The 25,783-nt window shown below is 43.4% G+C and carries 24 protein-coding genes; 12 read left to right on the forward strand and 12 right to left on the reverse strand.

Annotation, left to right across the window (positions count from 1 at the left end):
* Positions 1-23 precede the first annotated feature (23 nt).
* The 6 genes from ACI2IW_RS03250 to mrdA all read right to left on the reverse strand — a co-directional run bounded on the left by ACI2IW_RS03250 (position 24) and on the right by mrdA (position 6,416).
* Positions 24-1,109, reverse strand: a complete 1,086-nt coding sequence (locus ACI2IW_RS03250) for a tryptophan--tRNA ligase (protein ID WP_404692633.1) — start codon at positions 1,107-1,109, stop codon at positions 24-26.
* A gap of 108 nt (positions 1,110-1,217) precedes the next feature.
* Positions 1,218-2,306 (reverse strand): lipid A biosynthesis acyltransferase, encoded by a 1,089-nt coding sequence (locus tag ACI2IW_RS03255; protein WP_404692634.1) that lies wholly within the window; start codon positions 2,304-2,306, stop codon positions 1,218-1,220.
* 332 nt (positions 2,307-2,638) lie between these two features.
* Positions 2,639-3,025, reverse strand: a complete 387-nt coding sequence (gene rpsI, locus ACI2IW_RS03260; protein ID WP_021813618.1) for a 30S ribosomal protein S9 — start codon at positions 3,023-3,025, stop codon at positions 2,639-2,641.
* Positions 3,026-3,035: 10 nt separating this feature from the next.
* Positions 3,036-3,464, reverse strand: a complete 429-nt coding sequence (gene rplM / locus ACI2IW_RS03265; RefSeq protein ID WP_057761004.1) for a 50S ribosomal protein L13 — start codon at positions 3,462-3,464, stop codon at positions 3,036-3,038.
* Between the two features lie 210 nt (positions 3,465-3,674).
* Positions 3,675-4,361, reverse strand: coding sequence for a 16S rRNA (guanine(966)-N(2))-methyltransferase RsmD (gene rsmD, locus ACI2IW_RS03270; protein WP_404692635.1), 687 nt, complete (start codon positions 4,359-4,361; stop codon positions 3,675-3,677).
* Positions 4,362-4,430: 69 nt separating this feature from the next.
* Complete coding sequence (mrdA, locus tag ACI2IW_RS03275) at positions 4,431-6,416, reverse strand: penicillin-binding protein 2 (protein ID WP_165597007.1); 1,986 nt, start codon at positions 6,414-6,416, stop codon at positions 4,431-4,433.
* A gap of 493 nt (positions 6,417-6,909) precedes the next feature.
* On the opposite strand from mrdA, the gene ACI2IW_RS03280 reads away from it, so the two are divergent.
* The 6 genes from ACI2IW_RS03280 (at position 6,910) to adk (ending at position 14,054) form a co-directional block, all read left to right on the forward strand.
* A complete protein-coding gene (locus ACI2IW_RS03280) occupies positions 6,910-8,244 on the forward strand; it encodes a hypothetical protein (RefSeq protein ID WP_404692636.1) in 1,335 nt (444 codons plus the stop codon).
* Positions 8,245-8,524: 280 nt separating this feature from the next.
* Entirely contained in the window at positions 8,525-10,555 is a 2,031-nt protein-coding gene (locus tag ACI2IW_RS03285; RefSeq protein ID WP_404692637.1) for a heme lyase CcmF/NrfE family subunit, read from the forward strand.
* A gap of 1 nt (position 10,556) precedes the next feature.
* On the forward strand, positions 10,557-11,234 hold the full coding sequence (locus ACI2IW_RS03290; protein WP_404692638.1) for a DsbE family thiol:disulfide interchange protein: 678 nt from the start codon (positions 10,557-10,559) through the stop codon (positions 11,232-11,234).
* The gene (locus ACI2IW_RS03295; RefSeq protein WP_404692639.1) at positions 11,231-11,788 is read left to right on the forward strand and encodes a cytochrome c-type biogenesis protein; all 558 of its coding nucleotides are present in this window, start codon (positions 11,231-11,233) and stop codon (positions 11,786-11,788) included. Before ACI2IW_RS03290 ends, ACI2IW_RS03295 begins: the two co-directional genes overlap by 4 nt.
* Positions 11,785-13,065: a c-type cytochrome biogenesis protein CcmI gene (gene ccmI, locus ACI2IW_RS03300; protein WP_404692640.1), complete on the forward strand. Its 1,281-nt coding sequence runs from the start codon at positions 11,785-11,787 to the stop codon at positions 13,063-13,065. The genes ACI2IW_RS03295 and ccmI overlap by 4 nt, the downstream gene beginning before the upstream one ends.
* Positions 13,066-13,400: 335 nt before the next feature.
* Positions 13,401-14,054: an adenylate kinase gene (adk, locus tag ACI2IW_RS03305; protein WP_404692980.1), complete on the forward strand. Its 654-nt coding sequence runs from the start codon at positions 13,401-13,403 to the stop codon at positions 14,052-14,054.
* A gap of 193 nt (positions 14,055-14,247) precedes the next feature.
* On the opposite strand, the gene secB is transcribed toward adk, so the two are convergent.
* The 4 genes from secB to rsgA all read right to left on the reverse strand — a co-directional run bounded on the left by secB (position 14,248) and on the right by rsgA (position 17,296).
* Complete coding sequence (secB, locus tag ACI2IW_RS03310) at positions 14,248-14,700, reverse strand: protein-export chaperone SecB (protein ID WP_057760989.1); 453 nt, start codon at positions 14,698-14,700, stop codon at positions 14,248-14,250.
* Positions 14,701-14,892: 192 nt separating this feature from the next.
* Positions 14,893-15,156, reverse strand: a complete 264-nt coding sequence (gene grxC / locus ACI2IW_RS03315; protein WP_021813631.1) for a glutaredoxin 3 — start codon at positions 15,154-15,156, stop codon at positions 14,893-14,895.
* A gap of 359 nt (positions 15,157-15,515) precedes the next feature.
* Entirely contained in the window at positions 15,516-15,971 is a 456-nt protein-coding gene (locus ACI2IW_RS03320; RefSeq protein ID WP_201567342.1) for a rhodanese-like domain-containing protein, read from the reverse strand.
* A gap of 221 nt (positions 15,972-16,192) precedes the next feature.
* Positions 16,193-17,296: a ribosome small subunit-dependent GTPase A gene (gene rsgA, locus ACI2IW_RS03325; protein ID WP_261869670.1), complete on the reverse strand. Its 1,104-nt coding sequence runs from the start codon at positions 17,294-17,296 to the stop codon at positions 16,193-16,195.
* A gap of 230 nt (positions 17,297-17,526) precedes the next feature.
* Between rsgA and orn the strand changes: the two genes are divergently transcribed.
* Positions 17,527-18,114 (forward strand): oligoribonuclease, encoded by a 588-nt coding sequence (gene orn / locus ACI2IW_RS03330; RefSeq protein WP_057760984.1) that lies wholly within the window; start codon positions 17,527-17,529, stop codon positions 18,112-18,114.
* 119 nt (positions 18,115-18,233) lie between these two features.
* Here the strand turns inward: orn and ACI2IW_RS03335 are convergent, their stop codons facing one another.
* Both ACI2IW_RS03335 and ACI2IW_RS03340 read right to left on the reverse strand, forming a co-directional pair.
* Positions 18,234-19,118 (reverse strand): UDP-2,3-diacylglucosamine diphosphatase, encoded by an 885-nt coding sequence (locus ACI2IW_RS03335; protein ID WP_404692641.1) that lies wholly within the window; start codon positions 19,116-19,118, stop codon positions 18,234-18,236.
* 123 nt (positions 19,119-19,241) lie between these two features.
* Positions 19,242-19,757 carry a peptidylprolyl isomerase gene (locus ACI2IW_RS03340; protein WP_057760980.1) on the reverse strand — a complete coding sequence of 172 codons (516 nt, stop codon included), beginning with the start codon at positions 19,755-19,757 and terminating at the stop codon, positions 19,242-19,244.
* 293 nt (positions 19,758-20,050) lie between these two features.
* Here ACI2IW_RS03340 and ACI2IW_RS03345 point away from each other — a divergent pair, with 293 nt between their 5' ends.
* From ACI2IW_RS03345 to ACI2IW_RS03365, 5 genes are all read left to right on the forward strand, one after another.
* On the forward strand, positions 20,051-21,790 hold the full coding sequence (locus tag ACI2IW_RS03345; RefSeq protein WP_404692642.1) for a glutamine--tRNA ligase/YqeY domain fusion protein: 1,740 nt from the start codon (positions 20,051-20,053) through the stop codon (positions 21,788-21,790).
* A gap of 163 nt (positions 21,791-21,953) precedes the next feature.
* Positions 21,954-22,697, forward strand: coding sequence for a phospholipase D family protein (locus ACI2IW_RS03350; RefSeq protein ID WP_404692643.1), 744 nt, complete (start codon positions 21,954-21,956; stop codon positions 22,695-22,697).
* A gap of 244 nt (positions 22,698-22,941) precedes the next feature.
* Positions 22,942-23,580, forward strand: coding sequence for a peroxiredoxin (locus ACI2IW_RS03355; RefSeq protein WP_057760978.1), 639 nt, complete (start codon positions 22,942-22,944; stop codon positions 23,578-23,580).
* A gap of 219 nt (positions 23,581-23,799) precedes the next feature.
* Complete coding sequence (locus ACI2IW_RS03360) at positions 23,800-24,462, forward strand: glutathione S-transferase family protein (protein ID WP_404692644.1); 663 nt, start codon at positions 23,800-23,802, stop codon at positions 24,460-24,462.
* A gap of 313 nt (positions 24,463-24,775) precedes the next feature.
* On the forward strand, positions 24,776-25,726 hold the full coding sequence (locus ACI2IW_RS03365; protein ID WP_404692645.1) for an META domain-containing protein: 951 nt from the start codon (positions 24,776-24,778) through the stop codon (positions 25,724-25,726).
* The last annotated feature ends 57 nt before the right edge of the window (positions 25,727-25,783 follow it).

Raw genomic sequence — 25,783 nt, forward strand, 5'->3', positions numbered from 1 at the left:
TATATCCACCGATAACTTATATGTTACTTGAGTTTGGCAAGTGGGCGGATACCAATAGCACGGCGAGCTTTATCTAGTTGCTTACGACTATGGCGACGGGCTTTATCCGCACCCATCTGCAAGATTTCTTCTAGTTCTTTTGGATTGGCCATCAGCTCTTCGTAACGTGCACGGAATGGCGCGATTTCGTCATTAATCTTATCAAACAAAGCTTGCTTAGCATCGCCCCAACCAATACCAGCGGCATAACGCGCACGCATATCAGCAATCTCTTCAGCGGTCGCAAATGCTTTATAAATCTCAAAGATAGCTGAGTCATCAGGATCTTTTGGCTCATCAGGTAGCTGTGAGTTAGTCACAATTTTCATGATGGCTTTATGCATTTGTTTTTCAGGACTGACTTGTGGATTTGGATCACCGAATAGGGGGATAGTATTGCTATAGCTCTTACTCATCTTGCGGCCATCAAGTCCAGTAAGCAGCGGTATATCGTTATCAACGACTGCTGACGGTAGCGTGAAAAGCGACTTATAACGATGATTAAAAGTACCCGCGATATCACGCGCCATCTCGATATGCTGTACTTGATCACGACCAACAGGCACGTGGGTTGCATTAAACATCAAAATATCAGCCGCCATTAGCACGGGATAACCAAACAGCCCCATGGTGACACCTTGATCAGGATCGACATCGGCTTTTTCTGTATTGATATCAACGGCTGCCTTATAGGCATGGGCGCGGTTCATCAAACCTTTGGCACATGAGCAGTTCAAAATCCAAGCAAGTTCTGGAATTTCAGGTACGTCTGACTGACGGTAGAATGTCACACGCTCTGGGTCTAGACCACAAGCAATCCACGTAGCGGCAATAGCTCTCGTCGATTCATGAATGATAGCAGGGTCATAGCAGCCGATGATGCCATGGTAGTCTGCCAAAAAGAAAAACGCTTCATGATCACTATTTTGAATAGACTCAATCGCTGGACGAATCGCGCCAACATAGTTACCTAAGTGCGGAATACCAGTCGGTTTGATACCAGTCAGGATGCGCTTAGTTTCGGTTGAAGTATCAGAAGTTTGATTGTCAGGAGTACTGTTATTGCTCATGGAAAATCCGTTATTTTGTTTATCAAATTATTATCAGTGCATAGCTAAAATGCAAAATATTAGCCGCAAAGTATAGCAAACTTCACCAGTATTTTTGGGAATAAAGGCTTACTTATAGATATCAGTACGACCGTTTGGCCCATGTTTAAAACGGCGATGGAACCACATCCACTGCGTAGGATCAATACGAATGAGTCCTTCTAAGACTTCATTGACCCGAGTGGCATCAGCGACTTCATCTTTACTTGGGTAGTTGTCTAATTCTGGCGTAATTGTTAAATGATAATGGGGACGTTTACCACGCGGCAAGTTATCAGGCGTTTGCCGATAAGTATGCAGTGCCATGACAGCTGGTGGCTGTGCTTTGCTACCCAATTTCGCCATGCGACGCGATGCAGTAATGGTTGCGGCAGGCACACCGAAAAATGGTGCCATGACACCTTGCTTGAGACCATAATCTTGATCAGGAGAGTACCAAATGACGTGTCCCGCTTTGATAGAGGTAACTAGGCTACGCATATCACGACTAGAGATTTGCTTACCAAAAATATTGGTACGACCATTATAAATAAACCAGTCTAATAAAGGATTGTTTTGCGTACGATACATACAGTCTACAGGGAAAAACTGCGCACATAATAGGCCACCCAAATCTAGCATCGTATAATGTGCACCTAGCAGGATAACTGGTCGCTGCTCATTTTGCGCATTAACAATATGCTGTAACCCTGAGATGGATACAGTTCTAGTAAATATATTGGGCCGGAACCAAGCGCATAACGTTTCAAACACACCAATGCCTTGATTGACAAATACTTGCTTGGCCATCAATTCACGTTCAGCTTCAGGCTTCTCTGGAAAAGCCAACTTTAGATTGATTAGCGTATCGCGTCTACGTGAGCCTGCGGCTTTATAAATCAATATGCCTAGCTTACGACCTAGCCAAAACTGCCAACGTAACGGCAGATATATCATCGGTAGCATTATCAAAAATAATAACCAAATGCCCCAATTCTTTGGTGATAAGAACTGCCACTGAAATGGCTTGTTATCTGCTTGCGCTGTACGCTTATGATTTTGGGTAATTGTCGGTGTGCCAGCCGGTATCGCAGGCGACTTAGCCGACTGTTTGATGCTAGGCGGCACGCTGCTGTTGGCAGATGGCTTGCTAGGGTCGAATTGTTCTGGCGCTTTCATAATATCCTTCTGCAGCACGGTTTGAGGCATCATGGCAAATAATAAAAAGTTACTGATATGATGGGGTAGCGTGTAATGCTTTGCAAGTTAGAATTTCTACAGACGCTCTACTTTGTAGTGTCGAAACAAAGCACTCATGTTGATTATCACCATAAAACAAAGCTTGTTTGATTAAGTCAATCAGATAATCAACACGCTATTAGTAGGCATAAAAAAACCTTATAAGCTGTGACCAGCTTATAAGGTTTTGCAAAACCAGACTCTTATTTAACTTTGCTACTGAAGCTCTGAGAAAAAGACAACAGCAGCAAAAATATAAGAGAGAGTTTTGATTAACGTTTTGAGAACTGTGGACGTTTACGTGCTTTACGTAGACCCAGTTTCTTACGTTCAACTTGACGTGAATCACGAGTAACAAAACCAGCTGCTTTTAGGGCAGGCTTCAAAGTTTCGTCAGCTTCGATTAATGCACGTGTGATGCCGTGGCGGATTGCGCCAGCTTGACCACTAATGCCACCGCCTGCAACAGTTACATATAAGTCATATGCGTTAGCAGAGTCTAGTAGTTCTAATGGCTGACGTACAACCATGCGTGAAGTTTCACGGCTGAAGTATTCGTCAAGTGGCTTACCGTTAACAACGATACTACCAGTACCTTTTGATAAAAATACACGAGCAGTAGACGTCTTGCGGCGACCAGTTCCGTAATTGCGTTCCATAAGTATATCCTTAGATGTCTAGTTCTTTAGGTTGCTGTGCAGTATGTGGATGATCAGTACCTGCATAAAGTTTCAGCTTCTTGATCATCGCATAGCCAAGAGGGCCCTTTGGAAGCATACCCTTAACTGCTTTGTGTAGAACATCTTCAGGCTTATGTGCAAGCAACTTATTGAAGTTGGTTTCTTTAATACCACCTGGGTAGCCACTGTGACGATAGTACTTTTTGTCTTGTGCTTTTTTACCCGTTACCGTGATTTTGTCAGCATTGATGACAACAATAAAGTCACCAGTATCAACGTGCGGAGTAAAAGAAGGCTTGTGCTTGCCACGTAAGCGAGTTGCGATTTGAGTGGCTAAGCGACCAAGGGTTTTGCCGTCAGCATCTACGACATACCAGTCATGGGTCACTTCAGCTGGTTTTGCACTAAGTGTTTTCATGATAAAACCTTAAAATTAGAATTCGTTGAGAGTTTAGCTGGGAACGGGGCTCTCAAAAAACAGACTGCACATTATAAGCAGTAGCGCCTACGCTTGCAAGCTGCATTGGGGTTTATTTTCGCCTTATATACATTAAACTGCAGCGTCGGCCAGTTTTTAGCGGTTCTAAACATTTGTAAAATACGTTAACGGCTTTCATTAACCCGACAATTATGACGATGATAGACGATAAAGTCCAGCAACAACTTGTCCGACTTTGGTTTGTTTCAAGCATTCAAAAGCAATTGGTTGCTGAGTGATGCTTGATTGAGGGTTTAAATTCTCATTTAGCGACGCTTCCAATTGCTTAAGCTGTGCTGACAAATCTTTATCAGCTTCTAAATAAATTAGTGTTTCAGTATTTATTAAGGCATTGGTAATAAGCGCAGTCAAAATAGGCTGCCATAAATCCTGAGCATAAGGTGGATCGATAAATACGATATCAAAAGGACGCGCAGTCAGCTGCTCTTGACGCAATACTTGCTCAGCAGTGCCAGTGATGATTTGGTAAGCAGCAGCTTCAAGACGTAATTGCTCAGCACTCTGACGTAGCATGTTACTTTGTGCTGGATTGATTTCGATAAATGTTGTGTGGGCCGCACCGCGAGATAGTGCTTCAAATCCTAGTACGCCACTGCCAGCGCAGCTATCGAGTACATGGGCGTCATGAATGTCAGCGAGTAGCCAGTTAAATAAAGTCTCCCGCAAGCGATCTGGGGTCGGGCGCAGGCCATCTGCATCAATGAAACTTACAATACGGCGCTTAAACTGACCACCGATAATGCGCACATCACCCGCTGCCGCACTTTTCGCCTTACGGTTATTCTTTGGTGCGCGCTCATTTGAGGCTTTTTTCATTATCGTGTCTCGCTTACCAATTCTATGCTAGGTTTTGCTTTTTATACTATTAATGACTTAAACGTCTAGTTACTCAGATGTTGCTGCTGCCGCTTCGGCTTCCGCGGCTTCTTTCTCTTCCAATGCTTTTGCTTCTTTATCACGAATGGCATCACGCATCGCTTTTTCAAAAGCCTTTTGGCGTTTAATGACTTTGAGCTCATCAGCAGAAGGTGGTAGCACAGGATCCGTTTTACGTTGTAATACCCAGTAGTCAAATAGAGCACGGCCGATAGGCGCTGCAACAGCACTACCACCGCCGCCATTTTCAACCAATACCGCAAGGGCAATCTGCGGGTCTTCTACTGGCGCAAAACCATTAAACCAAGCGTGATCCCAGTGGCGCTTATCAATCGCTGACTTGTCATAGCGTTTGCCTTGGGCGATAGATTTCACCTGTGCGGTACCTGTTTTACCAGCGATACGATAGCGCGGGGTATAGATACCGCGTCCTGTACCATTTTCTACCACGCTTTCCATCGCATCATGCATACGCAACCAGTCGGACGGCTTACCGTTGTAGTCGATTTTGCCATCTGGCTTAGTGATGATTTTGACGTCCGCGGCACCGTCACTGCTTTTTAATAGATGCGGGGTAATGTGCTGACCTTTACTGGCTGTCATGGCTGTAGCGTTGGCAATCTGTAGCGGTGTTGCCAAGAAATATCCTTGTCCAATACTAACCGAGATGGTTTCGCCGGGTAGCCAGTCCTTATCGTAAGTGTCTTTTTTCCATTTTGGTGATGGCATGATGCCTGATTTTTCATTAGGTAAATCAATACCAGTATCTTCACCAAAACCAAAGCGCACCATCCAGTCGTGCAGACGTTGAATACCCATCTCATAAGCCAACTTATAATAATAAGTATCGACCGACATCGCGATGGATTTTTTTAGGTCTACCGTGCCATGACCGCCACGTTTCCAATCGCGGAATCGATGGCTGTCTCCAGGCAAACTAAAATAGCCAGGATCATAGATGGTGCTGTTCCAATCGCGTAGACCATAATGAATACCGCCCAAACCTTCAAATGGCTTGATAGTAGAGCCAGGTGGGTAGGTACCTTGTAGTGCACGGTTATACAGCGGCTGATCTAAATCTTCACGCAGATCGTCGTAATCTTTAAAAGAGATACCCGATATAAAAGGATTAGGGTCGTAGCTTGGATTACTAACAAATGCCAAGACGTCACCGTTTTTGGGATCTATCGCAACGATTGCACCGCGGCGTCCATCAAGTTGCTGCTGGGCGATGGTTTGCAGACCATAATCCAAGCTCAACGTAATATCGTTACCCGCTATCGGCGGCTTGGTATCCAGTTGACGCAAAATATTGCCATGTGCGTCTGTTTCTACCGATTGATAACCCGGTTGCCCAAGCAAAATATCTTCATAGTAGTCTTCGATACCAATCTTGCCAATCAAGTCAGTACCAGCGTAACGGTCTTTATCAATACGCTTTGACTCTTTGTCATTGATACGTCCGACATAGCCGATGACATGAGCAAACAGCTCATCATAAGGATAAGAGCGCGTAAGCTTGCTTTGGATAGAGACCCCACGGAAGAATGGCTTACGTTCACTAAACTGAGCCAACTGTGCTTCTGTTAAATCAATCTTAATCGTCACAGGGTCGTTTTTATTTTTACTTAGACGCGCCAAGATATCAGTAATATCTGTATCGGTTAAATCAAAAATTGGCGCGAGTAGATGCAACGTACGCTCAGGGTTTTCGACCTCATCAGGACTGAGCATCGCTGTAAAGACAGGCTGGTTGTCTGCCAGTATTACCCCGTTACGATCATAGATATACCCACGACTAGGCGGCGCAGATATCAGTTTGATACGGTTGTTATCGGCTTGCGTTGTGTACTGATCATGAGCGTAGACTTGCAAATACCCATAACGTGTTATCAAACCGCCCAAACCAATCAATATTATAATCCCAAAGATGATAATACGATTGGTAAAGGTACTGTTGACCTGTTCGGTATTGGGAGTTATCGGTTTATTCATAGAAGATCAGAGCCCAAACGGTCAGTGAGTCAATAAAAGAAAAATAAGAGGGCAGGTTGGTTAACCAAAGTGCGGTGAGTCTAAAAGATAATGCAAATGGTTTCAATCACATAGAAGGGTATGGTGTGAAATCGTCATGCAGTCATTTATACGCAGGTAGTCTTTGTTATTGCACTACAAATTATAACAGAACAAATGAGCAGGCGCAGTACTCAGTCATATATTTTGTCTTGATTATCTACTGACCAAGCACTGGCTTATATTTAGGTTTTTGTTGGGGAGCAGACGATATCAACCATGTCATCTTTAGTCACAACTTGCCGCTGGTCTATATGTGCTAATAAATGGCAAGTATGCTAAAATCAGGCGATTTATTTTATAGTAGTTATTATGGGCGGAGCGTCTTTTGAAACGTTCTCATTTTGCTAAAGTCTCGTTATCAGTAGCGATAATATTAGCAACGACAATCAACCTGTCAGGGACTAGATAAGTCATGGACGTAAATTCATTATGGCAGACGATAGCTGAACACCCAGAGTTCTTTGCCATGCTGACCATTCCACCAGTGACGGCATTCGTTACTTGGGTACATGTGTGGATGGCGCTCAAGATGCTGTTCTACCCGGTCAAGTTCTGGGGTATTCGTATTCCTAACTTCCCATTTTTTGGGTTACCAGGTATTGGTTGGCAAGGTATCGTTCCGCGCAAAGCGGGCAAGATATCTGGGGTTATCGTTGACCAGACGCTCTCAAAACTCGGGTCGCTTGATGAGTTTTTTAAGGCGATGGAGCCTGAGCAAATGGCGATATTTGTCACTGATACGGTGGACAAAAACCTTGAGCCATTGATTGATGAGATTATGCTGGATCACTCGCCAGCATTGTGGGGCAATCTGCCTTACGCCTTAAAGCGCCGTGTCTATGCGCAAGCTCATAAAGAGCTACCTAGTATTATGCAGTCGCTTGTGACAGATTTGACTTATCATGTCGAAGACTTGGTCGATATGCGCAAAATGATTGTCAACACCATGGAAAACGATCGTCGCCTGATGGTCAATATGTTTCTAAAGGTCGGCCAAAAAGAAATCGATTTTATCTGGCACATCAGTGCTTTGATTGGTCTGGTATTTGGTATTATCCAGATGTTTATATTTTTGGTGGTGCCGCAGCATTGGACCGTACCGTTCTTTGCCGCGATTTGGGGTTTTCTCACCAATTGGATTGCCATTTGGATGGTGTTTAATCCAGTAGAGCCGCACTTTATACCTTATTTGAAGCTGTTTTCGGTGCAGAGTCGCTTTCCATTTATCGAACCCGTCGTACCGCATATCGCAAAGTATCGTTTACAAGGCGGCTTTATGAAGCGCCAAGAGGAAGTTTCTGAGGTTTTTGCTGAAATTGTGGTAAAGGATTTGGTCACTCTAGAAAACATCATGAATGAGATGATGTATGGTGATCGCTCAGCACAAACCCGTGATTTGATGAAATCGCATCTATATACGGTGCTAGAGTCACCAGTGATTAGCACGACATTACGTGTGGGGTTGGGACGCCGCGATTATGGGCAACTTAAAAATACCATTATAGACAAATCTATTGTCGCAACGATGGTGCCACTGCGAGATCCTGAGCTAAATGAAAGCCGAGCCAGTAAGATATTCGGTCTGTTTCGCGATAGAATACGTGCGCTCACGCCAAATGAGTTTCAGAATCTGTTGCGTCCCGCTTTCCGAGAGGATGAGATGACGTTGATTGTTTTGGGCGGTTTGACTGGTTTTCTAGCAGGTTGGTTGCATTTAGTGTTAGTATTTTTCCCCTCGATGCAATAATGCATTAATAAGTATTTTTAATTAGTCATGAACGGCTGTATTGAATAAGCTTTGAATAACTAAAAAATGTAAAATTAACAACAGATAAGCATTTTGTATCAATCATTCATATTGATACGTCACAATGATAGTAGCGGGTTTTATGTGCTTCTACAGCAATTGAAACCTCAGTTTTTAACCGTAAACTATGACCGCATAAAGGACTATTAGCGTTTGCCAGTGGCTAGCAATGCCATCGGTGAACCCTTAATTGTATCCAAGGTAAACAAGGTTAGACCGTATGTTAATCACAGAATTGGGTTATTTTGCCTTGCTGGCCGCTTTTATATTGGCGATTTTGCAGGTGGTACTACCAACCATTGGCGTTATGCGTGACCACGTCGCTTGGCAGCGTTTGGCGCCAAGTCTGGCATGGGCACAATTTGCGGCAATGATTACCTCATTTGCTGCACTGATGGCAGGCTTTTATTACAACGACTTTAGCCTCGTCTATGTCACTCAGCATTCCAATACATTGCTGCCTTGGTACTACAAGCTGTCGGCGACATGGGGCGGGCATGAAGGCTCGTTGCTGCTTTGGATGACCATCATGGCCACTTGGTGTGCATTGGTCTCTTACTTCAGCCGTGGGTTGCCGTTGTCTATGCGTGCGCGAGTGCTTGTGATATTAGCAGGCGTGCAGATGATGATGCTAGCGATGCTTATCTTTACCTCATCGCCATTTGATCGCACATTACCCAATCTACCTGTTGATGGTGCGGATCTAAACCCTGTATTGCAAGATTTTGGTCTGATCATTCACCCGCCGATGCTTTATATGGGCTACGTGGGCATGGTTGTGCCATTTGCGTTTTGTATGGCAGCACTGTGGGAAGGGCGTTTGGATGCGGTATGGACACGTTGGTCGCGTCCATGGGCATTGGCTGCTTGGGGTTTCTTAACAGTCGGTATCGCGCTTGGCTCGTGGTGGGCTTATTATGAGCTTGGCTGGGGCGGTTGGTGGTTCTGGGATCCAGTAGAGAACGCCTCATTAATGCCATGGTTGGCAGGAACAGCGCTACTGCATTCACTTGCTGTCACTGAAAAACGCGGTGTATTTAAAGCATGGACAATCATGCTCGCAATCTTTGCTTTTGCGCTTAGTCTGCTTGGTACGTTCTTAGTACGTTCAGGTGTCATTACGTCAGTGCATTCATTTGCCGCTGATCCGACGCGAGGTCTAGTGATTCTAGTCATTCTCGGTATCATCGTCGGCGGTGGTCTGTTGATGTTTGCTGTACGTGGCTGGCGTTTGACGGTCGAGAGTCAGTATCGACTTATCTCACGTGAATCATTTTTGGTAATTAACAATGTTATTATTCTCATTTCAACCTTAGTTGTACTACTTGGTACGCTCTATCCTATTATTGCTGATGCCTTTAACTTAGGTCAGGTATCTGTTGGCCCTCCATACTTCAACGCCCTGTTTGTGCCGTTGACATGGCTGCTACTGGTGGCGATGGGTATGGGCTCTAATATCCGCTGGAAACAAGACAGCCGCCCATTATTGGGTGCTGGCATGGTTATCGCGGTAAGCAGTTTGGTATTAGCTGCCATTATCACCTATTTTACCAGTCCATCAGCGATGCTAAATATCGGTGTAACATTGGCTGTGAGCTTTTGGGTGTTGTTATGGATGGTGGTCGATTTCAAAGACAAGACCAAAAATGCACCAAGTCGTTTAAATGGCTTACGTCAGTTACGTCTGAGTTATTGGGGTCAGCAGACCGCTCATATTGGCGTTATCATTGCGGTCATCGGCGTGGCATTTACCAGTACGTTGAGCATTGAGCGCGATGTGGCATTAGGGCCTAATGACAGTGTCAATGTGCAAGGCTATGACTTTACGGTAAAAGGTTTTAGTGAAGTAAAAGGCAGTAACTTTGACGCTACGCAAGCAGAAGTAACAGTCAGTAAAGACGGTCAAGAAGTGACCACGTTATATCCTGAAAAGCGTAACTACATTATCAGTATGATGCCGATGACAGAAGCTGCGATTGATGCCAGTCTGATGCGTGATGTGTACGTAGCACTTGGTGAGCCAATTGCTGAAGATAGCAATGAATGGGCTTTCCGTATCTATGTCAAACCGCTTATCCGCTGGATATGGTTGGGTGCACTTATCATGGCGTTTGGCGCATTGCTCAGTATGCTAGACAATCGTTACCGTATCAAAAAAACCAAAACACCTGCGCAAATCGCGGCCAAAAAATCAGGCTTCGCGACGGTTGCAGATTTGGATACGCCAGCTACAAAGATAGGGGAGCGTTAATATGACTACCTCAAACAATGAATCTGATAAAAAAGCTCAGCCAGAGGCTGTCAACGACCCTAAAGTTGCGAGCAGCAATAAAGTAAAAACTAAGAAAAAACTAAAAATTGGGTTTTTGATTCCGCTGGTTATCTTTATCGGCTTGGTCGCTATGCTCTATATGCGTTTGGGCAAGCCGACTGATATCGTGACCAATACGGCACTTGAGCGTCCAGTACCTGCCTTTGAGTTGCCATTGTTATCAGATACCAGTCGTATTATGACCAATGACAACTTGCCAGATAAGCCATTCCTCATGAATATTTGGGGCTCTTGGTGTCCAACTTGTATCATTGAGCATCCTTTTTTGATGAAGCTAGAAGAGCGCGGCGTTAACTTGGTGGGCGTAAACTACAAGGATGATATTGGTGATGCATTAGGGTACCTGAATCGCGGTGGTGACCCGTTCTCTATGTCTATTCAGGACTTGTCAGGACAGTTCGCTCTTGACTTAGGTCTGACTGGTGCACCTGAGACTTTCATCGTCGATGGTGATGGGATTATTCGTCAGCATATCATCGGTGAGCTCAATGAGAGCAATTGGCAAAGTCGTATCACGCCTTGCTTGATGGTGCTCAATGACGCTAGTAATAATGGTGTCAGTCCAGATCCGAGCCAAGTTGCGGAGGCGTGCAAATGATAGCCTACCAAATAAGAAATGCGACCATAAAGTTAGCAAGCTTGTTTATCGCTTGTCTATTGAGCATGGCAAGCTTTGCTGCCATTGATGTCTACGATTTTGATTCTGTGCAACAAGAAGCTCAATACCGTGGTCTCATCGAAGAGCTGCGCTGCCCGAAATGTCAAAACCAGAACTTAGCAGGTTCTGATGCGCCAATTGCGCAAGACTTAAAGCAAAAAACCTACGACTTGATAAAAGATGGTCGTAGTGATGGTGAGATTCGAGCCTATATGCAAGAGCGTTATGGCGACTTTATCAGCTATAAGCCGCCAGTACGCCCTTCAACATGGATTTTATGGTTTTTCCCACCATTATTATTGATCGTTTTATTGGTCGGTTGGTTTTGGCAAAGTAAACGCCGTCAGCTTGTCGCCAGCGGCGAGAGTGGTGTAGCAGTAGACAACCATGTTAAAGCGTTGTCTGCCGCTGAAAAAGCAGAACTTGATCGCTTATTGTCACGAGCCAATAACGATGACAAAGACGACACTACAAGCCTTGGGGGCAAAAAATGACCATATTTTCTACTGTTGGCTTATTTATTGCGCTAAGTTTACTTGTCGCTTTGTTGTTGGGTGTTATCACTATTAAGCCATGGTTAAGAGCACCGCGTTCGCATAGTAAGCCTGTGGACAATCAACTGCTGGATATAAACGTTGCTGTGTTTCGTGAGCGACTAGCAGAGCTGAAAACAGATAAAGACAGTGGTATCATTGATGAGCATCACTATCAAAACCAGAAGCTTGAGCTTGAACGTCAGCTTTTGGATGCTCAGCGTGAAGTGTCACCGATGGTCACGCCAGGTATCAAAAGCCGATTAATTATTATGGTTTGGGTGCCTGTATTGACCGCTATGGCATATCTAATGGTCGGTGATCGCACACCTGTCTTTGAGCTGTGGGCTGCCGAGGACAAAGTCGGTCAAGTGGCAGACGATCTATTAACAGGTAGAATCGATCAGCCACCTGCTTGGGCAATTGAAGATGGTAATCAGCTGATTAGTGCCATGCAGACTAACGTCTATCGTCATGCCAGTGACTACAATCGCTGGATGCGCTTATCAGAGCTGTTCTTGTCATTAGAGGCGACTGATTCAGCATTAGAGGCCTTGTCGCGCGCTTATCGTCTATCACCTGATAACGAAGAGATTGCGACCACTTATGCGCAGATTAGTTTCTTTGCTAATAAGGGTCAGTTAGATGCCAATAGCCGCCGAGTGTTAGAAAACATACTGGCCACAAACCCAGAGCACGAGGGCGCACAGATGCTTATGGCGATGGGTGAAGCACGTGCTAGTAATTTTGATCAAGCGCAAGGCTGGATTAAACGTCTGCGTGACAGTATCGCGGCCAAACCAGGCGATCATACACAAGCGCTATCAAGTCTAGACGAGCTTAGCGCTAATGTTATTATGCAGCAGCAGCAAGCCTCTGAAGGCGTCGAAGTGACCGTCAAAATTAATGCTAGTCTGCTACCATTGGTAAAAGCTGACGATACGCTATTCGTAGCGATACGTGACGTGAAAGGTGGTCCACCATTTGCTGCGAAGCGTCTACCAATTAGCAATATCAAACAGGGCGAAGCGGTTATTAGCCTAAGTGATCTTGATGCTATGATGCCAGAGCGTACCTTAGGATCGGCTCGTTCTGATAAAGTACAGCTAGCGGTCATCGCTCGTATCAGTCATAGTGGCAATGCTACCGCAGAGTCAGGCGACCTCTCGGGAAATCCAGTGGTTATCAGCGCAGAACAAAATCAGGTCAACGTGGAAATCAATCAGCAAGTGCCATAGTCATAGTAGTAATATAAATACCGGACGCTAATGGTATGTAGTATACAGACGCTGTTGCTCAGTATGGACGCGAGCAACAGTGCTATGATTGTTCTAATTTGATAGAGATGTGAAGTGAATCCAGAAAGATAAATGGGCACTCCAAACGCAGTCAATGCTGCTACTTTTTATCTTGAATTGACCATGTATGAACAGATAAGTCATGCCAACTTATCACATCAATAATGAAAATACTTGAGCTTTGCAGGGCCACAAGGTAAGGTAGCTTTGCAAACAACTAATCCCAAAGTTTTATTAATCCCAAAATCCTATCTATTAAGGAGAGTCGTGTAATGATGCGTATTATTTTACTAGGACCACCAGGCGCCGGTAAAGGTACCCAAGCCCAGTTTATTTCTAAAGAATATGATATTCCACAGATCTCAACTGGCGACATGCTACGTGCAGCAATTAAAGAAGGTAGCGAGCTTGGCAAAAAAGCCAAAGATATCATGAATGCTGGTGGTTTGGTTTCTGATGACCTCATTATCAACCTAGTGAAAGAGCGTATCGCTAAGCCTGATTGTGTGAATGGTTGTATCCTAGATGGTTTCCCGCGCACTATTCCTCAAGCGCAAGCACTTGCAGACGCTGATGTTGCTATCGACCATGTCATCGAAATCAGCGTACCTGATGACGAAATCGTGAGCCGTTTGTCTGGCCGTCGTCAGCATCCAGGTTCAGGTCGCGTTTATCATGTCGATCACAATCCACCAAAGGTTGAAGGCATCGATGACGTCACTGGTGAAGCGCTTATCCAGCGTGAAGATGACCAAGAAGCGACTATCCGTGACCGTCTATCTACTTATCATGAGCAAACGTCAGCATTGGTTGGCTTTTACCAAGATAAAGCTAAAGAAGGCGATGATGCGCCTAACTATGACAAGTTTGATGGTACGCAAGGTATCGATGACGTTAAGCAGCAAATTTTGTCTGCACTAAGAGGCTAATGTTCGATGTTAGCTAATTGATTTAGCCAGTCGATGTAGTCGTTGAAGACCCTGTTTAATAGCAGGGTTTTTTTATGGACAATGATTTTACACCTCATAAAAAACACCCACAAAAAAACCGCTTACTCATTATAAGTAAACGGTCTTTCATCAAATATACGATTCGTAGAGCTCATATATTTTTGGTTAGTGCTTATGCGTTACCTTGAGCATCAACTTGTGCTTGCTGTTGGCTCTGTGCATATGCCTGATCAAAGTTCACAGGTGCTAGTAGCAATTGTGGGAAGCTGCCACGTGTCACGATGTCACTGATGACTTCACGAGCATATGGGAACAACACGTTAGGGCAGTATGCACCCAAGATTTGACCGATTTGATCTTCTGGAATATCTTTTAGCAAGAAGATACCTGCTTGATGCACTTCAGCGATAAATGCTGCTTCTTCCGCATTTTTGGCAGTAACGCTCACAGTTAGGATGATTTGATAATGATCGTCATCTAGTTTTTCAGCGTTGCTAGACAAATTGATATCAAGCTCTGGGTTCCACTCTTTGGTGAATACGCTAGCGCCTGGGACTTCAAGTGACATGTCTTTTACGTAGATGCGTTCTAGTGCCAATTGTGGTTGTGCTTGTTCTTCAGCCATGGTAAATCCTCTAAAATTAAATCAAATGATTGGGCAAATCGTTATTTTAATAAAAGTTCATTGTAATATAAATCGAGACTATTTTTTGGTATTGTCTCGATATTTTTTATCATTACTTCTTACTGCTCTATTAAAACCTGACACTGTCTATCTTTACATAAATAAAGATAGACAGTAAAGAAAGGTAGCAGATTAACCTGCCAATAGCTCGTCAAGTTTGCCTTGCTGGTTCATTTGGTTAAGCTCATCAAAACCACCGACAAAGGTTTCACCAACGAAGATTTGCGGCACAGTGCGGTAGTTATTGGTTTTTTTCATCAACGCTTGGCGCTCTTCGCTACTCATATCGTGCATGCCGATTTCTTCATAATCAACGCCTTTGGTTTTTAGTAGTTGTTTGGCGTTTGAGCAGTATGGGCAGATAGGGGTAGTGTAAACTTTCACAGATACAGTCATAGTAAATCCTTATTTATAAATTTATGGGATAACAAACGTATTATAAAGAGCATGATAAATTATCATAGTCTAAGCGTTGGTATAGTCTGTTATCAATGAGTAAAGCAAAAATGCATTCGGTGATGCTCATTACTAAAGTGGGGATGGGCATAACAAATTCAAGCCGTTTTGGCTCAAAACGTATTTTAGTGCTGTAAAACATGATAAATAGAACATAAAAAATAAACCACAAAAAAAGACACCTGATAAAAAGGTGTCTTCTTTATAGCGTTGGTAGCGCTGATAACGTCAGTCAGGTCACACAAACATCAGCTAAGCGATGTGTATAACCGCTTCACTTAAGTGCTTATACACATCTATTACTTGCTTAGACTTGGTTTTGTTTTACCTTTAGCCTTTGCTTTGGCGTCTTTTACACCAACCAACGGCATGCCAGCGCCTTGCCAGCCGCCAATACCGCCATCTAAGCGATAGACACTATCTTTACCAATCATCTGAATCGCAGCGCCTGCTTGGACGCCCATGTCGCAGATGATAATCACTGGCTGCTCAATCGCGCGAATCTCTTCTAAGCGGTCTTTGAGGTCAGTGAACGGTATGTTGCGGCTGCCTTGAATATAGCCTGATTCAAACTTCTTCTTAGCGCGAATATCGATAAGTTGCGCGTTTTGAGAATTGACCATCATGCCAAGCGTGTTAGGCGATATTTTTCTACCGCTACGTTTGTTTTCAATCGTAAAAAACAGTATAGCAAGTACGGCTAATATACCAAATAAAAACGGGTGGTTGCCCACAAATTCCAGCGCACGATCCAAACCATACCTCCAAAAAAATAAGTGTTCTATTAAGCTGAGAAGACAGCCCAATGATATTGAACAAGGCGCTATTATACCGATAAGGCCATCTATAGTAAACGGGCGATAACATAGGCAATAATTGGGCGGTTATTGTACCTATCTATGGATCTTCTTAGCCTAATAAAAGTATCTACTCACAAGACCGCGTTTAATTAAAGCGGACACTAACAAGCCAAATATTAATAAGGCTTAGTATCGGCCTCTTCTCGTAGCGTGACGAGGTTTTCAACGCGGCGCTGCAATACCTCACCATCAGCTACTGCTTGCCATAGCGCGCAGCCTTTGCTGTTATGGGTGTGACGACAGTCACGGAATTGGCAGTCACCAGCCAATGGTGCTAGCTCAACGAAGCCTGAAATAATATCATCAGGGGTGAGGTGCCAAATACCATATTCACGAATCCCTGGTGTATCAACGATACCGCCTTGAGTGAGGTCTTCTGGGTTAAATGGTAGCAGTCGACTGGTCGTCGTGGTGTGCTGACCAAGCTTAGAGTTTTGCGAGATAATATTGACGCTCTGTCCAGAGTCAGGCAGAAGGGCATTGATTAGACTACTTTTGCCGACGCCAGATTGACCCGCGAAGATGACCAGCTTTTTATCTATATAACGCTTTAGTTCATCAAGGCCTTCTTGCTCATCGCTCTCAGCGATATTTTCAGGGCAGTCGACCGAAGTTAGAACACTTTCATAGCCAAGCGCGGCATACTGCGCCAATAATTCATTGGTATCTACGCCATTTTCTTCTGCCAATAAATCGGCTTTATTGAGTACCAACAGTGGTTTGACACCTGCATGATGGCATACCACAAGATAGCGATCGATCAGCGTTGGCGCGGCGGCAGGCAATGGCGCAAAAACAATCGCTAAAATATCGACATTGGCGGCAACAGGTTTGAGCTTATGATAGCGGTCAGGACGAGAGACCAGCGATGTACGCGGTTTGACCGCTTCGATACGACCAAAGCCAGTATTAGAGTCGGCATTCCAACGTACTTGATCACCGGCAGCTAGCATCGGTAGATTGGTACGCACATGACAGCGCCAGATATCATTCAATTCAAGCGTTTGCCAAAACGGCTCAGGATCATCAGGTGCAATCTCTGGCTGCTCAGGTATGACTGCAGGCAGGCTAGTGACTTGTACTTCTAGTTGCTTACCGTAATGCGCCATGACCACGCCATCCATCAAACTGTCATCAATACTATCTTGGTTGGACAGTTGCTGCTTGTCGATGCGACGAATCTGTTGTTTAGTCAGTTTGCGTTGCCGGATTAATGCCATGGGTTTTTGACCTATTATAAAAATATTGCTAAGTGTAGCGTGAAAATTTGCTAACATACAGCCTAAAGCGTCTGCGGCAGACAGGGGTTTTGTAATATTTTGGCTGATTGCTAGATTTTTTGAATCAATCAGTGCATTGCAATGCTATCTGAATATGAGTATTCAACCGTAATACGTTTTTTAAATTATGTTTAAAACTGTCCCAAAATTTAATGACCATAGGATATTGTATGACTACCGGTGACCATCCCAATAAGATTAAAATCAAAAATCAAGGCAAAAAAGGGCTGGTGTGGATTGATTTAGAAATGACCGGACTTGATACCTTAAACGATGAGATTATCGAGATTGCTACTGTCGTTACTGACGAAGATTTGAATGTACTTGCTGAAGGGCCTGTGTTTGCTATCAAGGTATCAGATCAAGTCTTAAACAAAATGGATGACTGGAATACCAAGCAGCATGGTCAATCAGGATTGGTCGATCGTGTACGTCGTAGTACGGTGACATTGGCAGAAGCCGAAGCGGAGACCATCAAGTTCCTAAACAAATGGGTCGATAGTGGTAAGTCGCCAATGTGTGGTAACTCTATTTGTCAAGATCGTCGATTTATGGCGCGCCAAATGCCAGAGCTTGAGCGTTTCTTCCATTATCGTAATCTTGACGTGTCATCAATTAAAGAGCTTTGTTTCCGCTGGCGTCCTGATATCTTAAAGAATTTTGAAAAAGGTGGTAGTCATTTAGCCTTAGACGATATTCGTGACTCTATCCGTGAGCTAAAGCACTATCGTCAGCATTTCTTTAAGCTAATACCTTAAAAACTGGCAAGCGATAAGCCATTTAAAAGTATAGTAAAAGAATCTAGCTTAAAAATAAAAAGGGTCTGTTGATATTTCAACAGACCCTTTTTATTTTTAAGCTAGATTCAACGTTAGAATCAAACAAGCATCGTAAACTCAAACAATTCAAACTTAACATCATTACTGCTTAAATCGTTACTATTTAAACCGTCATTTGAATGCTCGTCATCTATCACTGCGCCAATCACAGCACTGACTTTCGGCTGGCGTGTGTCGGTATCTATCAAGCGCCAGTCGCCAAGCACGTAGCGCTTTTTATTATCAGTCGCCTGATGGATGTCTGGACGATGAGTATGTCCGTGTAGTAATGCATCGCTAGTAGTGATGGCTTGACGTACGGCTTTATCATTCACATCCATAATATGCGCAGCTTTATTTGCATTGTTCTGCTGGCTTTTTTTGCGCATATTGTCTGCGATGGCTAAGCGTTTTTCTAATGACTTATTAAGCAGGTACCACTGGGTTAATCGGTTACGCATGATTTTGCGAAAGAACTGATATTTTTTATCATCGGTACAGAGTGCATCACCGTGTTCTAAGCGGTAGTTCTGCTGACCAATAGGCAAAGTATATGGCTCGCTGATAAGCTCACCGCCGAATAGATTACAAAACGGCTGACCCAATAGAAAGTCACGGTTACCGTGCATGACCAATATCTCACAGCCATTGATACGTAGCTGTTTTAGCTTTGCAATCAATGGGGTTAGCCAATGCGTTATTTGTTCATCTTCTGATCTTTTCTCTTTTAATAGGGACAAATAGGTATCATCACCTAGCCACACCTCAAACCAATCACCCAATATAAAGAGGCGTTTGAGCGCAGGTAGGGCGAGACAGTCATCTAATAGCGCCAAAAAAGCCTGCACTAAGGCAGGCTCCTGAGGCGATAAATGCAAATCGCTAATCAATACTTGCCGCACTTGATGAGGGCGGGTCGTGATTAAGTGATCAAAACTTTGCATTTATCTTGGTCCTCGTGACTTATCGTATGGCGAGAATTACTTAGTAAATTCTACTAGAAAATGCTCGCTCATTCACAGCTATCGCTAAATAAATATTACTGACTAGCTGCTATTGAATTACTATTACTGAGTAATGATGGTTGCTGAGTTGATAACAACTGGCTCTTTTGGCACATCAGCATGCATACCGAAACGACCAGTTGGTACGCTACGCATTTTTTCGATAACGTCCATACCGCTTGTTACTTTACCAAATACAGTGTAACCCCAACCTTGCATGTTCTTGCCAGAGTGGTTTAGGAAGTCGTTGTCTTTTACGTTGATGAAGAACTGGCTAGTCGCTGAATGCGGATCTTGAGTACGCGCCATTGCGATAGTACCTTTGTCGTTTTTTAGACCGTTGTCCGCTTCGTTTTCGATAGGCGCATTGGTTGGTTTTTCATTCATCTCAGCGTCCATTCCGCCGCCTTGAATCATGAAACCATCAATGATGCGATGGAAAATTGTACCGTCATACTGACCAGATTTTACGTAGTTTAAAAAGTTTTCTACGGTTTTTGGTGCTTTTTCTTCGTTGAGTTCGATAACGATCGCACCCATATTAGTTTCAAGTTCTACTACTGGTGGCATGTCTACCATGAGATATTCCTTTTTGATTGCAGCGCCTTAAATAGCACTATTGTGAGTGGTGGTTAAAAAGTTACGGGTAGTCTAACGGCTTTTTTATCCCGTGTCATGTATCAGGCTGTTAATGCGTTTGCGAAACCTGATAGAATAACGCAACTTTACCTATTTTTGACAAATTTTGATAATGCGGTCGCACTATCTAAGTTTTAATATTCTCGCTTTATTTTAACACTTTAGTTTAAACGTTTCGTGATGCGTGATGGCACGCACCATGAACTGACAATTTGCGTTAGGAGCAATGCCCGATGAGTGATCACTCAAGCAACAATGCACAAAAAGACGAACCAAAAAACGATTTTATTCGTAATATCATTCGTGACGATGTCAATGCGCAAAAATACCAGCAAATTGTAACGCGCTTTCCGCCTGAGCCAAATGGCTACTTGCATTTAGGCCACGTAAAATCTATCTGCTTAAACTTTGGTGTGGCCAAAGAGTTCGGCGGTGTGTGCAACCTGCGTTTTGATGACACCAACCCAACCGCTGAAAAGCAAGATTACATCGACAATATTAAGAACGATGTGCAATGGTTAGGTTTTGAGTGGGCAGGCGAGGCGCATCATGCCTCAGGTTATTTCGATCAGTTGCATGCATGGGCAATTCAGTTGATTGAGCAAGGCGACGCTTATGTTGATTTGCAAACCCCTGAACAAATCAAAGAAAACCGTGGTTCATTTAATGAAGCGGGAACGCCTTCACCGTATCGTGATGCCAGTGTTGAAGAAAACCTAGCGCTTTTTAATGATATGAAAGACGGTAAATACGCTGAAGGGAAGGCTATTTTGCGCGCCAAGATTGATATGGCCAGCCCAAATATGAACCTGCGTGATCCTGTTATCTATCGCGTGATGCATCAAGCGCATCATCAGACTGGTGATAAATGGTGCATCTATCCGATGTATGACTTTGCTCATCCACTCTCGGATGCGTTAGAAGGTATTACCCATTCATTATGTACGCTTGAGTTTGAAGATCATCGTCCATTCTATGATTGGGTCATTGAAAAAATCGGCTTTGACGTACCGCCGCGTCAGTACGAGTTTAGCCGCTTAAATGTTGACCATACATTGACCAGTAAGCGTAAGCTAAAGCAACTGGTAGATGAAGGTATCGTCAGTGGTTGGAATGATCCTCGTATGCCGACCGTCGCTGGCATGCGTCGCCGTGGTTATACGCCAGAGGGCTTGCGTGATTTTTGTGAGCGTGTAGGTGTGACCAAAGCGGATAGTGTGGTTGATTTCCGTTTGCTAGAGTTTAGCGTTCGTCAATCGTTAGAGACGACAACTGGTCGCGGTATGGCGGTACTAAAGCCATTAAAAGTGACCATTACGAACTTTGCAGAAGCGGTTAGCAGATGGGAATCGCAAAAAGCCGATAGTGTTAATGCACGTTTTGACGATGCGACTCAGACGCTTTGGTTGACTCAGCCGAACCATCCTAACGTCGATATGGGTGAGCGTGAGATTCCATTCACCGAAACGCTATACATTGACCAAGGTGATTATGAAATTGAGCCGCCTGCAGGCTACAAGCGTCTTTCTCCAGAAAAGCCAGAGATTCGTCTGCGTAACACCTATGTATTAGCCGTCACTGAGCATATCACTGATGAAAACGGGGATGTCGTTGAGCTAAAAGCGACGATTGACCCTGCTACTTTGGGCAATAACCCTGAAGGGCGTAAGGTCAAAGGCGTGATTCATTGGGTATCAGCCAGTCAAGGTGTGCCAGCGACCGTACGTATGTATGAGCAGCTATTCAGTGCTGAGGACCCAAGTGGCGTCGCTGATGTTCATCAAGCGCTAAACCCGAACTCGCTCACTGAGCTAAATGCAGTGGTTGAGCCATCTTTGGTCAATGCAGATGCTGGCACGCGCTTCCAGTTTGAGCGTGAAGGTTACTTCATCTCTGATAGCGAAGATCACAGCACGGATAAGCCAGTATTTAACCAAATCGTTAGCTTACGTGATAGCTATAAGCCAGCTTGATTTATATTGGCTTAGTATTTAAAAGTATCCTTATCCAAATAGATATTTTGAAATAATACTGAACAATAGTAGTTTGCAAGTTAGCCTATTTCTAGTACGCTAGGAATGGGCTTTTTTATGTGCAGTTATAAAGTTAAGCATAGTAAGATTTGAGGAAATAAGAATGGCAAAGTTTCTAAACAGCAGTGGCACAACGTATCATTTAGAAGAATTAATCAAAAATGCGTCTGATCGGTTGATTATTATTAGCCCATATTTGAAGCTTAATGAACGTATCAAAGAGTTATTGGAAGACCGCAACCGCCTCAAGATCGACATTCGCATTGTTTATGGTAAGAATGACTTACATCCTGAAGAAATAAACTGGCTCAAAAACCTGACCTTTATTCGTACTAGCTTTTGCAAAAACTTACATGCGAAATGCTACCTGAATGAAAATGAATGCATTATTACCAGTTTAAATCTTTATGAGTTTAGCCAAGTTAATAACAATGAGATGGGCGTACTGATTTATCGTAATGATGATGCCAAACTTTATGCCGACACCTATGAGGAAGCGCAGCGCATCATTCGTATCAGTGATGAAGTGAGAATGTCTCTTGAAAAAGTGACCGAAACTGAAAGTAATTCTGAGCCCAGTCCCAAAACAACAAACTCTACTACCAACGCAACTGGTAACTCTACGACAGAAACCACACCCAATTATTCTAAACTGACCACCGCCAAGCTTGCTAAAGAGTTGGGCTTTAAAACGCAAGAGTTGAATGACAAGCTGCTTGCAGCAGGTTACCTACAATCGCAAGATGGTGAGCTAGTATTGACTGATGCTGGACGCGCAGCTGGTGGTACCAGTAAAAAGGGTAAGTTTGGCGAATTTTGCTTATGGGATGCAGGTATGGTGGTCTAGTTATTTAACAAAGCTACTGGTCCATAAAAACTCATTAAAAAATTTGTCCATCAGCTTAGAGTTAAACGGAATAACCGCATTACAATCCGTCACAAGACATTCATAACCAGTTTGTTAAGATAAAGTCAGTTTTTACGGATGTGCTTTATGTTATATTTGATAACTGAGCACGTCGATGATAATAATAGAACGCGAGGCCGACGTGTCGATATAAGCGTTCATTCACATAGCTAAGGAATCAAGCATGGCACATTTACGTTTAGGTGATACCGCACCAAATTTTGACGCTACAACCACAGAAGGTGACATCAATTTTCACGAGTGGGCAGGTGATCATTGGGTCGTTTTCTTCTCGCATCCAGCAGATTTTACGCCAGTATGTACCACTGAGCTTGGTCGCGCCGCTGCACTGAATGGCGAGTTCCAAAAGCGCAATGTAAAGCCGATTTGTATTTCTGTTGATAGCCTAGAAGATCACAAAGCGTGGGCGAGCGATATCGGTGAGACTCAAGGCACAGATATGAACTTCCCAATCATCGCTGATCCTAATAAAGAAGTCGCTGAGCTATATGACATGATGCATCCTAATGCCGATAGCACTCATACGGTACGTAGCGTCTTTATCATTGATCCAAGCAAAAAAGTTCGTTTAACGCTGACATACCCTGCCAGTTGTGGCCGTAACTTTGATGAAATTATCCGTGTAATTGACGCACTACAGTTGTCGGATGAGTATAACATTGCGACACCTGTAGACTGGAAAGATGGTGATGACGTAATCATTCCACCAAGTGTGAAAAACGAAGATATCGCTGCAAAATATCCAAAAGGACACAAAGAGATTAAGCCGTATCTACGTACCACACCTGCACCAAACAAATAACTAGACTGATGTGTAAATGTAATTAAATAAAGCCCCATGACTCAAGGTTATGGGGCTTTTATTATTTCTACTTTATGATTAATAACACTTTGCCATGATGGCCAGATTAGGCTATAACTGTGGTATAGCGTATCAATATTTGTGTTTATTAGTACAACAACCATAATAAAGCGTATCAGCGTCAAATCGCTGTCCAATCATTCTTACAAGGAGTTTGCTATGAAAAAACTATATATTACCCGTACAGCGCCCAATCCGCGTAAAGCGCTTATCTTATTGGCTTCAAAAGGTATCGATGTCGATGACATGGATGATGTGGATGTGATCGATATTGATTTTGCGGCAAATGAGCAAATGTCAGAATCCTTTACGCAAATGAATCCAATGCAGACCGTACCTGTTTTGACCTTAGATGATGGTACAGTACTGAATGATTCGCAGGCAGTTTGTGAGTATCTGGATCGCGTTTACGGTGAGCGTTCAGTCATGGGTAATGATGTGGTACAGCGTGCGCAGGTTTGTTCTATGCGCCGTGTTGCAGAGTTTGAAGTGATGTATAACTTGATGCTCGCGTTTCAACACAGTCATCCATCTAAAGCACAACGTGTTGAGCAAGTGCCCGAGTTCGTCGCACCATCAATTGCTCGTGCGGTCAAAGCCATGGCGTATTTTGAGACGATATTAGAAGGCCGCGAATACCTAGTAGGTGAACAATTAAGTTTTGCGGATATCGTGCTATATCTAAGCTTAGATTTTGGTAAAGTATTGAAGATTAATCCTAATGAGCAAGGCGAAAACCTAGCTCGTTTTTATCAAAAGATGAATGAACGCTTCAGTATTAAAAATATGGCTAAAGCCAAACCTGCCAGTGTGAATGACTAAAAGGTTCTAGAAAAATAGTTTAAATCATAAAATTTATCTATTAACCTATTTGGTAAATTGATCGCTATAAAGCAAAACAGCTAACCTCAATCGTTAGCTGTTTTTTTATGAAATATAATAAAATTCAACATTTCGTTACATAGGTTAATAGAGCCAAGGTTATAGTGGTTAATCTAGCTTAGTTATATCAATTATGTTTTTAAAACGTTCATTTAAGAGGAATGCTTTTAAATTATGACTTTTTTGAATAGGTTTTTTAAAATATAGATGGTACGCGAGATAAGTTGTACAAGCTTACTAAGAGGTATGTAATATGGTAGGTAGCCGAAATAAGCCAACGTTAAAATTACTGCTATTACCTAGTATGATGGCAGTTAGTCTGATGCTAAGTGCGTGTCAAAAAGAAGCGGCGTCTAGCGAAAATGATACATTAGAGGGTGCTGAAGCCGGCGAGATGATAGACTCAGCCGTAAGTGAAGGTCTGGTATTTAGTATGAGCCCTACATCAGACGAATCTGAACCTGTTGAATTAACTGCTCAAGAAAAGCTGACGACCACATTATCTCATCATCGCTGGACGTTAGTAAATGCAGTCGACGCCAATGAACAACCTATGGCTGAATTTGCGAATATCAACAGTCAGGTAACGCTTGCATTCAACCAATATCAAGGGCAAGACACGCTAAGCTATAGCGTAGGCTGTAATACAATTAGTGCTGGCTATCAGTTAAAAGGACATACCTTAACTACTGAAGAGGGTATGAGTACGAAGATGTCTTGTGGCGAGCTAGATGTGGCAGAAAACACTTTGAATACGTTGATGCAGGGCAGTAGTGAGTTCAAAGTTGATCAAGGTGATAACCCAGTATTGACCCAGTTTACTGACGATGATGTGACTCTGGTTTGGAATGGTAGGCTTACTGCGCAAGCGAAATATAACAGTAAGGGTGAAACAGTATTTTGGGCAGTAAACTCCGAAACTGTACCTTGCGAAGCAGGTAACTCTGAGCAATGTCTACAAATTAAGCCTATTACTTATAATGATCAAGGCATCAAAACTCACGAAGGACAGTGGCGAGTATTCGTTGGTGAGATTGATGGCTATCAGCATGACAGCAAACACGAAGAAGTATTACGCTTACAACGCTATCCGCTAAACATCGATGAATTATCAGAGACTAATGAGCCAACTAAAGATGATACTGCTGATGAAAAGTATGCTTATATACTAGATGCTGTGATTGAAAGTGCAGTTGTAGAGTAGCCTATTATAGTTTGAGCTTTGAAATGTTCATAGTCATAAAAAACACGCGTCTAGTAG

The organism is Psychrobacter sp. NPDC078501 (genome assembly GCF_044900935.1).
Taxonomy (GTDB): Bacteria; Pseudomonadota; Gammaproteobacteria; order Pseudomonadales; family Moraxellaceae; genus Psychrobacter.